This is a genomic window from Comamonas odontotermitis (assembly GCF_014207855.1).
GTDB lineage: Bacteria > Pseudomonadota > Gammaproteobacteria > Burkholderiales > Burkholderiaceae_C > Comamonas > Comamonas odontotermitis_A.
The window spans coordinates 101,464-112,341 of sequence record NZ_JACHKZ010000013.1 but is presented as its reverse complement, the minus strand read 5'-3'; the positions used below and the strand labels follow the sequence as shown (position 1 = coordinate 112,341).

The following is a 10,878-nucleotide window of genomic DNA, read 5'->3' as shown; positions in this document are numbered from 1 at the left end:
CACCGAGCTGGGCACGCCCCAAACGGTGGCCGTGGCATAACTACGTCTGGGGTTTGGGGAGACTCAGTCTCAAACCGATTTATGCAACAAAGCCGCGCCGTACCGGAATTGCTTTGGTGATCCTTGGAGGGAGCTGGCTTGGCGCCCAGGCGGCAACCATCCAAGTCCAGCCAAACTCGAATTATTTTTCTGGCTGGCAATTCAATACTTCAACCTCTGCCGGAACAGGTTGTGGCTCAGAAAACACCCCTGCAACCACGACATTTGCAGGCACACTCGGCACTGGATCATTTCAGCTCACGGCAGATGCGTCGCCCACGCCCGAACAGTGGCAGAACTGCCCGAGCTGGACATTCGGCGGCGGAATGCCAACCGGCATCAGCGCCCCCGCGAGCGTGAGTGCGGTCAATATCCGCAGAGGGAATACCCAATACACATTTGCCCAACCGCTTCCCGTCGGCACTACATTTTTTGTGCAGGACGTCGACTCTCAGGAAACCGTCAATATTTCGTTCCTGAGTTGTTCCAATCAGGTGATCGATGCCAGCAGCTTCGATCTGCTGCGTGTATCCAACTCATCTGCAACCACGCCGCCTGTCACGCCTGGTGCTAGCTGGGTCGCAACGACTGCCAGTGTGAACGTGAACTCTCCCAATGAGCTATTTGGGATCACCATCCGCGACAGCAACGTATGTTCCGTTCGCCTCATCAGCACGGCCAACAGCAACAGCGGTGGCGAGCTTTTCTTTTTTGGCCTGCCTGCGCCAACCGTGACAGCCGTTGACGATACCGGAACAACCACCCAAGCGGCCCCAATCACCGTGGATCTGCGCGCCAACGATTCCACAAGCCAGCCTGGGTATGTGAACTTGAACACGCCCTCCATCACTGCACAGCCAACGAATGGCACTGTGTCTATCGACGGGTCGGGCCAAGCTGTGTACACGCCAAATGCCAGTTTCACAGGCACGGACACGTTCAAGTACCAGGTTTGCACCCAAACTGCAGTTCCACAATGCGCAGAGGCCACGGCCACCATCACCGTGAATGGTGTTCCGCCTGCGCCGCCCGTCATCAATGACGCAAGCTACACCACCCCCATGAACACGCCAGTCTCTGGAAATGCGGGTACCGGTGGCCAGGCACCAGCGGGGTCTGTGTTCCAGGCAGTGACACCACCGGCAAATGGTCAGTTGAGCATCGATCCAGCCACCGGTGCATTTACCTACACGCCAAACGCCGGTTACACAGGCAGCGATACCACGACCGTCAGAGTGTGCTTGCCCGCCCCCAACAGCACGCTGTGCGATGACGCCGTACTTACCTTCAACATGCAAAACAACGGCACTGGATCGTCCACAACACCAGTACCTACCCTTGGTGAATGGGGCTTGATTGGTTTGACCTCCCTGGTCGCAATGCTGGGAGTAAGCCGCCTTCGCAGGCGTCAAAGCTAAGAAAAAGCCACTTCGAGGTGGCTTTCCATTAGCAGCAATTCACCCACCGCGCCTGCAATTCAAAAGAGCCTTCCCCAATGCGTCATGCACTGGGGAAGGCTCTTTTCTTTCCCTCAAGCTTTTTTGGGCCTCGGGTGTCCAAAGTTGTACCAAAACCTTCACCGCCACTTTATCGTTGGCGTGCCACACGCCTCTAGGGCCGCTGAGAGCGGCTGGCCCGCCTAGCAAACCCGTAGTTCGGCAACAGAGGCCAGACGCCGGGACGCGCCGGTCAAGTCGCAAGAAGTCCCGTATCAAGTGAGACTTACAGGTCAAAATCAAAGAGGACAGCTTCTTGCTTCATCAGCCCATCTTCTGATTGCAACCAACTGCGCCTTAATCTCCGGGAGGAAGGGAAAGACAGGCTCCTTTACATCTTCCTCTAGAGGCTCGGATTCAAGCGCCTCCTCTGTGGATGATTGCTCATCTTGCATGGATCGACTCCAATCTACAAACATATAAATAGATTAGAGATTTATAAAAATAATCATTTGATGAGCATCAACTGACCCAGGGACAGAGCCCTGACAGAAGAGCTTTGTGCGCCATTCATACGAATCCGAACCGCCTCATCGCTCATGTGCTGGTGAATAGCCCCTTTGCTCCCCTGGCACGAGCTATCCTTGCCTATCGCAAGTCGTGTGCAATTGTTCTGCCACCCTCTGGAATACAGCAAAAGGAGTGCCTCTCTCTTGCGATCTTACATTTGTTTAAAAAACGATCTTCATAATTTCATTTACCTAATCTATGATCACACCAACTCAAAGAGGGAGCCCGAGGAAGCACATCAACACGAAACTAGGCTTGAGCCCGCACCCTGCGGGCTTTTTTTTTCTTCCAAATGGTGGCGCCAAGGCGACAAACGAATATTCAAATTCAATAGTTACAAGCTACTATTAGCACAGAGATTTGTGCCGAAGTCGTGCTCTCCTCCCTCCCCCTCTTAATTTGCATGACATCCTTGGCTATTCAAGGTCGGCTTTTTTTGGTGAATCTTTGCCACCCCACAGAGGTGGCATTTTTTTGTCTGAACCGCCGTTCGTCGGCCAGTCAACGTCTTGCGTTCTGCAGCGACTATTAAAATCTACATGGCGATTGCATGATCTGAAGTAGACAGCCATACCTACTGAAGAATCAGAATCAAATGATCAAAGCGGGCGCCCCCTTACCAACACCACTGCCTGAGAGGCTGTCCAACCGGACGCTCAACACGCTCGCCCGCAATGGCATCACCACTGCAGAGCAGGTGGCTGATGCGTATCCCATACGTCTGCTGAAAATTCCCGGGTTCGGATTAACGGCACTCAGGGAAGTAGAAATGGCACTCTTTCCTTGGCAGCAATACACACCGACCCGAAGAAAAAGGGGCAGGCAACCCAAACACAGCACCGGCCGTGCGCCTGACGGCGGCCAGCAAACATCCAGCTGAAGTTGCCGCCCTCCTCAAACTCAGCAATCCGCCCCCTCGCCTCACCTGCCGGTGAGCGCCACGCGCACAAACGTCCATGCCGTGGAAACTACGCAAGACGGGCGCCAGTCCACAAATCGCCATTGCGACCAGGGTAGCGCCCAACCACACATTCCGCGATCAACAAGCGCTTGGTTTCTGGAACGCTAGAACCGAAATCCCCCTCACGGCGTTGAAGCTGGCAGTGATCATGCCAACGGCATGCAGGCAGCGGTTGCAAAGGCACCGCAGCTGACATAACAACTCACACCAAATTAGGTATGGGCAATTCCCTTCATTTGATAATGATAATCATTCTTATTAATATTAATAAATCAATCGACACCGATGGCTGAAGCGTTCGGATCGCCGACCTTCGGCGTCGCGCAAGGCATCGCCTGGATTGATGGAGAGGAATACTGTGCTCTATCCCGAGGACGACATTGATCATGTGATGCAAGAGCATGGCGCGCTTTTGCGCTATTACGCCCAGGTTCAACAGCGCTGCTCGGCGCAGATACAGAACCAATTCAATGAAATCCAGCAATTGCAAGGCCAGATCTTGCGTATGCGCGCGCAGCTCGTCGTCCTTCAGAGTGCTCTGACCTGGGAGTGTCCACGGCCTCCGGCCTTGCATGCGTACACCGCCCAAAACCCGGCCAACCAGTCTGCGGTAGCCCATGCCGAGTTGGAATCCATTGAGAATGCGCCCGCTGGCTCCGAGCTTGAACGGCTGGGGCACAGCCTGCGCGAGGCCGACCTCGTGATCTGCCAGACCGGTTGCATCAGCCACGGAGCCTTCTGGCGCTTGGCCAACCATTGCAAACGCACTGGCAAGACCTGCGTACTGGCAGACCAGCCCGATGCATTGCGCATCGTGCGCATCCAGCCTGCCGACCTGGACAGTCCCCAGCCTGCGGAAGAGTTCCCAGCCGAGGATCTTTCATGACTTGCGTCGCCCCAGCCTGCAGCGCTGACGACGCAACGACCCGGTCACTGCTCGACGAGTGGAAGCGCCTGACCGTCGCCGGACTTCAGGCCAGTCAGGCACATTGCGCCGCACATGCGCTGACCTGGCATGTACAGGCGTTGCGCGTGGCTAACCAGCTGCTGCAGCCGTGCCATGGCGGGGCAGACGATGACCGACTGGCGGCTCTCATCGTCGCGCATCTGAACATCGCCGACTGCTATACAGACTTGGGCCAGCCCGAGGAGGCCATGCAATGCGTGAGCTGCGCACACCACAAGCTGCTCGGGCTTGTGCACGGCGAAGCCACACCAGTTCCGTTACGGCAGGCCGCCTACCGGCATCTGCACCAGACCTTTGCCGCACTGATTGAACACGGAGGCGCCTGGGCCGGCACGGCCCCCCCTTCATATCCACCGCCCCCGCCAGCATCGCGATCCCTGTTGCATTGACTGCCCCCGCCCCCTGTTTACCACTCCAAGGAACCTATCCATGCCCTACACCCTCCCCCCACTGCGCTATGCCTACGATGCACTGGAGCCCCATATTGACGCGCAGACCATGGAGATCCACTACACCCGCCATCATCAGACCTATGTAAACAACCTCAACGCCGCACTGGAAGGAACGCAGTACGCCGAGTTGCCGCTTGAAAGCTTAATCACCCAGCTTGATGCCCTTCCAGAAAAACTACGCTCGCCCGTGCGCAACAACGGCGGAGGCCACGCCAACCACAGCCTGTTCTGGCAAGTCATGTCACCCGAAGGTGGCAGAGCGCCCAGCGGCGATCTGGCACGCGCCATCGACACCGATCTTGGCGGATTTGACGCATTCAAAGCCGCATTCACCCAGGCCGCGCTCAGCCGTTTTGGCAGCGGCTGGGCCTGGCTATCGGTAAGCCCGCAGGGCAAATTGGAAGTCGAAAGCACCGCAAACCAGGACAACCCATGCATGCCGGGTATTGGTTCGGGCAACACGGCCATCCTGGGACTCGACGTCTGGGAGCATGCGTACTACCTCAAGTACCAGAACAAGCGCCCCGACTACATCGCTGCTTTTTACAACGTCGTCGCGTGGCAAGAGGTCGCGCGCCGTTACGCCGCAGCACTGGGCCGCTGATCCGCCTAACGCTCCAATACAAACCCCATGCCCAGCGAAAATCCTTCTGTACTCACCTCGCAGCTGCCACGCCTGCGGATCTGGATCGGATTGACCATATGTGCGATCGGCCTGCTGGCATTGTGCGGACAAATGTGGGCAGCGCTGCAGAGTCAACCATCCGCACAGGCTGCCCTGCTTGGAGGCAGCATTGCGGCACTGGCCACCGCCCTGGGCACGCTACCGGTTCTTCTGGCACAACGCCCATCAGGGCGGGTGCAGGACACGCTGTTCGGCTTTGGAGCAGGCGTAATGCTCGCAGCCTGCGCATTTTCGCTGGTCATACCAGGGCTCAACGCAGCGCGCTCCGCCCACCTCTTCGGAGGCAGCAATTGGGCAGCTGGTGCGATCGTGGGGATTGCCATCTTGATGGGCGGTCTGGCTTTGCTGGCGATGGACCATCTGCTGCCCCATGAGCATTTCATCAAAGGCCGAGAAGGCAGCGACGCAAAGCAGTTGAGGCGCACATGGCTGTTCGTTTTCGCCATCGTGCTGCACAACCTACCAGAAGGATTGGCCATTGGTGTTGGCTACGCAGGCAACGAAGGCTTGCGCGCCAATGCCCTGGCCATTGGCATTGCGATACAAGATGTGCCGGAGGGGTTTGTGGTTGCCGCAGCATTGATCGCCGCCGGATATGGGCGACGCCTGGCCATTGCCCTTGGCATGGCATCTGGGCTGGTCGAGCCACTTGGGGCTGTGATAGGCGCCACCGTCGTCGGCCACTCGGCCATGCTTCTGCCCTGGGGCCTGGGTTTTGCAGCAGGCGCCATGCTGTTTGTGATCAGCCATGAAATCATTCCCGAATCCCACCGCAAAGGGCATGAGGCATTCGCCACTGCTGGTTTGATGACAGGGTTCGTGCTGATGATGGTGCTGGATACGGCGCTGGCGTAAAGCCGTGTGCCTGCATTCGAGAGCCGCAGTTGCACAGGCCCCATGTCCAGGGCGCGTTCTCTCGAAAAGCACTGAAGTCGCGCAGTGCGCATCGCCCCTAAATGCGCCGCGCCGCTTCATCAATCGCAGCAATCAATCGTGCAGTCAAGCGATCTGTGGCAGCTTGCGCTCGGTGAATGTGATCGGGCTGCAGATCGCCTTCTCCTTCGTATTCGTCATCCCAATCCGCATGAATCACACCCTCCTCCATCGCCACATCCCGCATGACCCGATGGAACTCGTCCAGATTGGCGTCCTGGGCAGGGCCATAGTAGCCGTGTGGAATCTGCACCAAACCAGTAAATACGGGAACCGCGCCAGCCTCACGGATCACTGCCAGCGCCGCCAACAACTGCTGTCGGTAATCATCCGCAGACAGCAACCCATAAGAATCGTTCAAACCCAGGCCAATCACCATCACTTGCGAAGCATGTGGTGCCTCCTTGAACGCCTGCTGCGGCCCGGCTGGAAACATATCGGATGGCGCACCAGGAAACGGCTCCTGGTAACCCACCATGAAATCTGCCATGCGCAATCCACAGGCGTTCCGGTCGGTGATCGTCCATTTGGGCCTTTCGACCCTCATCTGCATGGCAGGCGTACTCTCGCAGGCCCATCCGAACAGAATGCTGTCTCCATTCAACTCCACGGATAGAGGACAGCACCGCACACAGAATTTGCGCAGCACTTTGCAGATCAGTTCTCGGATAGCCACTCCACCGCTCCTTTCAGCTCCCTGGGGACAGCCAGGCCACAGTCAGACACCAAGACAAAGTCTTCTTCAAGCAAGACAAAACCCCGGCAGGCCCTGAGAACGTGTTTACGATCTCCTCGCGCCGCGACAGTGGCTTTGCGGGGCTCCCGGCTAGGGATGGGATGCGAGGGGTGCGCCTAGCGGCGCAATACCGCAGCAATAGCCCCGCTATTGCGAGGATTTGCAACGACGCAGACCGCCCCTAGCCGGGCGCCCCTGACCGGGCGCCCGCAAACCCACTGTCCCTCCGGGTTGGAGTGAAATCGGGCGATTTCTGCGCGCTGACCCTTGCTTGCACCCCGGTGCAAGCTGCGGCCCAGCACTTCGAACTCATACCGATTGCACTCCAACGCGGCTGCGTAGAGATCGTAAACACACTCTAAGACCATCCACCCGTCAGACACGGCCGCTTCAAAGCAGGCTTCACCAAGCCCAGGAGTACAGCCTTTGCGGCTCGGAGATGTGGATTAAATTTCGACGTTTTTAAAGTTCAGGCAAAAAAGCGGTGCTAGAATAGCGGCTTCCCGGAGAGGTGGATGAGCGGTTTAAGTCGCACGCCTGGAAAGCGTGTGTAGGTTAATAGCCTACCGCGGGTTCGAATCCCGCCCTCTCCGCCAGATACAACCCTAATTGATTGATTCAATTAGGGTTTTTTCTTTGGTGGTTTACCTTCCCGCCCAAAGTCAACCCGGTAGGGCCTGCACTTGATTGCAGCGGGTTCGGGAGGGCTTCAGGGTGTTGCACTTGGCACGAATCCATAGTCGGGATCGCGTGAAAAGGCGAAACTAGACCGAATGGCCTTGCCCTTTGTCGAATGTAGGGTCACCGTCACACGTAGGCGCTTGCGGCCATCGTGAACATCCATGTCCATGGGTTCGGGCAATGTCACGTCTAGCCACAGCTCCTTGCTTACGCCTGCTGAGAGTGTCCCGGCAACGTCGATAGCTCCAATGTTTGCCTTCACGGTGGAACCGTCAACCGTGGCATGCACTTCCGTGCGGGCAATGTCTGCTACCGCGTTTCCGTGATTGGTAACGGTGGCGATGAAAAGATTTTCGCCTTCGCCAATGGACATGTACTTGAGGGCTACCCCATCAATCCGTGCATCGGGCTTTGGGGTCTGTCTCCACGCTGCCCAATAGGTGACGCCCGCCCCCAAAACCGCACCTACCACGCCAGCGGCTGCAATAGCCATGTTTGCGTAATCACAGTTCATCGTCTTCCCTCCGTTGCCGTAAGTCTAGGGTGCTTGCAATCAATTGCAGACAGCAAGAAACCGCGTAGCAGCGACTTACGTCTAGGGGACAATGAAGGGGTTGGATAACGACTTTGCCCTATACGCCGATGCGGCGTTCTACGCGCGACGATCCGACGCTAGAAGATCCGTCATACACGACTGTGACAACCTTGCGTCGTATTGGCAGGTCTTGCAGCAGGTTGCCCAGCAACCTGAGTCTGTCCTTCCAAATACAATTGGACATTGTTTTCTTATAAGAGGGGGTCTCAATGGGAGTTGCAAGAGATTACGGAAAATGCACGGTTTGTGAATTCAAATTTATTATCCGCATTGGTGTAGGCGTTGAGTCAAAATGCACTCACACCTTTGACTGCCCTAATTGTTTCACGCCAATTTCAGTCGATCTGGTGACGGGCAAACCGGGACAGGCTTGGGTTGAAGCATTAGAGAACATTGAAATAATAGATCAAGACCTAGAAATCGATACGTTTATAAACCTTCATCCTGCATTTGCCTTTCGTGCAGATGAATACCACTCTCGCTTCGCTTTTGCGTCAATGCACCATACCAAACTGACGTTTGGGAAGATGCGAATGGTACCCGGCAAGTTTCAGGATTTCGCAACTCAATTTGAAATCCCAGAGACCGCAAAATTATGGCAAACAGTCCGAAACGTAATTTCATTAGCAACAAAAAGCGATCCTGCGAATGTTTTGCAGAAGCAAATTTCCGCATACGAATCTGCTCGAAAAAAATACAACCCGCAATTTACCTGCACCACTACATTTAAATGTATTGCCTCATTTTTTGACGACATATTTTATCCAGCAATCGGCAATCTTAGGCAACCACTAAGGAGCTTCGTCCGTAGCGAGAGAGAAGCACATCCTGCGGAGATAGAAAAATTTTCCGAATATTATCGCAATGAAATTCAGGCAACTGCGCTGGACCGGTACCTTGCAATTTTTAGCGACTATTTCCGCCTCTTCGACCAATTTCGACAAGTGTTAACACATGTGCGAGTTGGCAGCGAGGACGTTGATGATTTAATAGTTGGATCGAAACGCTTTGACGAAATCAAGCTCTACTATGGTCAGGCGTATGAAACTTTGACATCAAGTTACACAACCCTAGCTTGCCTAAATAATATATCGGCGGGCCGTTCATTTGATCAATTCAAATCCATGAGTCTGACAAAATACATAAAGGATATCGAGAAAGCAAAAAAATCCAACCCTTTCTCAGATGTGCCAACCTTATTCTCTTTTGCGGCATTTGACAATAGCAGCCTTCGCAACGGATCTCACCATGCATCAATCTGGCGCGAAGGAGATTTAATTAAATTTCGAAGCGGCGGCACAGGCGCAGAAAACGACATCTCATATAGTCGATATCTGCATATATGCAACGGCATAACCATATCAATTGCTGCATTGTTTCTGGTAGAGCTTGAGATTTTCAGTACAATTGCGCTTTAACCCGATGCCATCGGGTACGTCGGCCGAATTGAAAGATTATTTTCCTATGGCACAAAAATGAGTTGGCAACCATGGCAAGCAAAGCCAGTTTTTGAAGGTCGGTTTGTATGGGGCTTCAGTACTGGAAAGCTGCCGCCATTGCAGGTCTTCCAGCGGGGATAGCTTCACCTTGTGGACAAGGCCAGCAATGGCAGTGCCGAAGCCGGGGCAAGCGTTGTTGATGATGGCGTAGGGGTCAAGCCCCGCGAGTAGGTTTGCCGTTTGCCTGCGAAGCCCCTATAGCAGTGCTACGGCTTCCCCCCATGCAATTGATTGCAGGATGCTATCCGGCAACGTGTGCAGGGTTTCGGGGTTGGCTTTGTGCGCTGCTTTCGCGCCTTCCCATAGCTGCTGATCGGCCCATGTTGCAAGCTGGCTTGCCCGCATGTGTGGCGCATTGGCAGCGATAAGCCATGCCATGGCGGCGCGTGTAGCTGGGCTATGGCCCTTGCAATCGCCCATCATGCGTGCCTGCTGCGCCTTCAGTGCGTCCAAGTTTTCTCGCCGCATGGATGCGGGCAACGATGGATGACGGGTAATGCTGGTGCCGGTGCTGGCTTCAATGGTGGTGCTTTGGCTGGCTTACATGGGTCAATCCTTGTCCGAAGTGCTTCATGAATTCTTCATAGCTTGAAGTGGCATCCTGCGCGGGTGGCGTGGCCTTGTTGATCTCGGAAATCAACCGGATGGCCTGTAGCTTGGTTGCTGGTGGTGCGGTTTCTAGGAGGCTTGCCAGCACTTCCGCTGCCCGCTGGTGAAGCCCTTGCAGGGCTGTTTGCACGCCCTCATGGGCGGGCTGTAGCAGGCCTGCACATGCCTTTGAAAGTCTTCTTTCTTTGCCCACGCGGTAAGCGTTTGGGATGACACGCCCACGGACTCCGCTGCCTGCCGCTGGGTCTTACCCGATGTAATGAGGGCGGCGGCTTCCTGCTGTTTGGGCTTTAGGTCTGCCATGTTCAAAACTCTTCAAGAAACTTCAAGGCGGGGGAATCGTCGCCCCCTGCTGGTGTTGCCTGCAATCAATTGCAGGACGCCCGTTTATCGACGGCCAAATGCAACATCAAGGGCGCTACTGCCCACGGGCTGACCTTCCCCTTTGCGGGTGGCGCTGTTCAATACGGACGCTGCCAGCTTGCCTCCGAGGTTACGCAGACCCCATGCGTTGCCGCTGCCCAGCAGTTTGCAATTGATTGCAGCGGGGCCTAAAGCTACCCGCCCAAACACCCGCCCAAAATTTTACGCCAGAGGGTAGATTTCTGTAAACTTATGGATATATGTTTTTGGCATTTTTTCCTTTATTGTCAGTAACTTACCGCAACGACAAGAGATGACAGGAAACCTTCAAAAATTCGATTCCGGCGGACAC

At 55.3% G+C, this 10,878-nt stretch carries 11 protein-coding genes and 1 tRNA gene; 8 read left to right on the top strand and 4 right to left on the bottom strand.

The features are described 5' to 3' along the window. The coding region (locus HNP33_RS11970; protein ID WP_221452058.1) for an IPTL-CTERM sorting domain-containing protein at positions 1 to 1,457 on the top strand (1,457 nt) is incomplete at its 5' end. Between the two features lie 317 nt (positions 1,458 to 1,774). On the opposite strand, the gene HNP33_RS11965 is transcribed toward HNP33_RS11970, so the two are convergent. Then, complete coding sequence (locus HNP33_RS11965; RefSeq protein WP_184708526.1) at positions 1,775 to 1,930, bottom strand: hypothetical protein; 156 nt, start codon at positions 1,928 to 1,930, stop codon at positions 1,775 to 1,777. Between the two features lie 710 nt (positions 1,931 to 2,640). On the opposite strand from HNP33_RS11965, the gene HNP33_RS11960 reads away from it, so the two are divergent. The 5 genes from HNP33_RS11960 to HNP33_RS11940 all read left to right on the top strand — a co-directional run bounded on the left by HNP33_RS11960 (position 2,641) and on the right by HNP33_RS11940 (position 5,965). Next, on the top strand, positions 2,641 to 2,925 hold the full coding sequence (locus tag HNP33_RS11960) for a DNA-directed RNA polymerase subunit alpha C-terminal domain-containing protein (protein ID WP_184708528.1): 285 nt from the start codon (positions 2,641 to 2,643) through the stop codon (positions 2,923 to 2,925). A gap of 439 nt (positions 2,926 to 3,364) precedes the next feature. Then, the gene (locus HNP33_RS11955; protein WP_325064935.1) at positions 3,365 to 3,892 is read left to right on the top strand and encodes a DUF2325 domain-containing protein; all 528 of its coding nucleotides are present in this window, start codon (positions 3,365 to 3,367) and stop codon (positions 3,890 to 3,892) included. Further along, positions 3,889 to 4,362 (top strand): hypothetical protein, encoded by a 474-nt coding sequence (locus HNP33_RS11950; RefSeq protein ID WP_184708530.1) that lies wholly within the window; start codon positions 3,889 to 3,891, stop codon positions 4,360 to 4,362. Before HNP33_RS11955 ends, HNP33_RS11950 begins: the two co-directional genes overlap by 4 nt. A 40-nt stretch (positions 4,363 to 4,402) precedes the next feature. Next, a complete protein-coding gene (locus tag HNP33_RS11945) occupies positions 4,403 to 5,029 on the top strand; it encodes a superoxide dismutase (protein WP_184708532.1) in 627 nt (208 codons plus the stop codon). Positions 5,030 to 5,056: 27 nt separating this feature from the next. After that, positions 5,057 to 5,965 carry a ZIP family metal transporter gene (locus tag HNP33_RS11940; RefSeq protein WP_184708534.1) on the top strand — a complete coding sequence of 303 codons (909 nt, stop codon included), beginning with the start codon at positions 5,057 to 5,059 and terminating at the stop codon, positions 5,963 to 5,965. A gap of 97 nt (positions 5,966 to 6,062) precedes the next feature. Here HNP33_RS11940 and HNP33_RS11935 read toward each other — a convergent pair whose 3' ends face one another. Further along, positions 6,063 to 6,653, bottom strand: coding sequence for a GDSL-type esterase/lipase family protein (locus HNP33_RS11935; protein ID WP_325064936.1), 591 nt, complete (start codon positions 6,651 to 6,653; stop codon positions 6,063 to 6,065). A 631-nt stretch (positions 6,654 to 7,284) separates the two neighbouring features. Between HNP33_RS11935 and HNP33_RS11930 the strand changes: the two genes are divergently transcribed. Next, positions 7,285 to 7,375: transfer RNA gene (locus tag HNP33_RS11930), tRNA-Ser, on the top strand. A 113-nt stretch (positions 7,376 to 7,488) separates the two neighbouring features. Here HNP33_RS11930 and HNP33_RS11925 read toward each other — a convergent pair. Then, positions 7,489 to 7,974 carry a hypothetical protein gene (locus HNP33_RS11925; RefSeq protein WP_184708538.1) on the bottom strand — a complete coding sequence of 162 codons (486 nt, stop codon included), beginning with the start codon at positions 7,972 to 7,974 and terminating at the stop codon, positions 7,489 to 7,491. Between the two features lie 290 nt (positions 7,975 to 8,264). Here HNP33_RS11925 and HNP33_RS11920 point away from each other — a divergent pair, with 290 nt between their 5' ends. Further along, on the top strand, positions 8,265 to 9,473 hold the full coding sequence (locus HNP33_RS11920; protein WP_184708540.1) for a hypothetical protein: 1,209 nt from the start codon (positions 8,265 to 8,267) through the stop codon (positions 9,471 to 9,473). Between the two features lie 598 nt (positions 9,474 to 10,071). Here the strand turns inward: HNP33_RS11920 and HNP33_RS11915 are convergent. Next, on the bottom strand, positions 10,072 to 10,293 hold the full coding sequence (locus HNP33_RS11915; RefSeq protein ID WP_184708542.1) for a hypothetical protein: 222 nt from the start codon (positions 10,291 to 10,293) through the stop codon (positions 10,072 to 10,074). Positions 10,294 to 10,878: the final 585 nt, after the last annotated feature.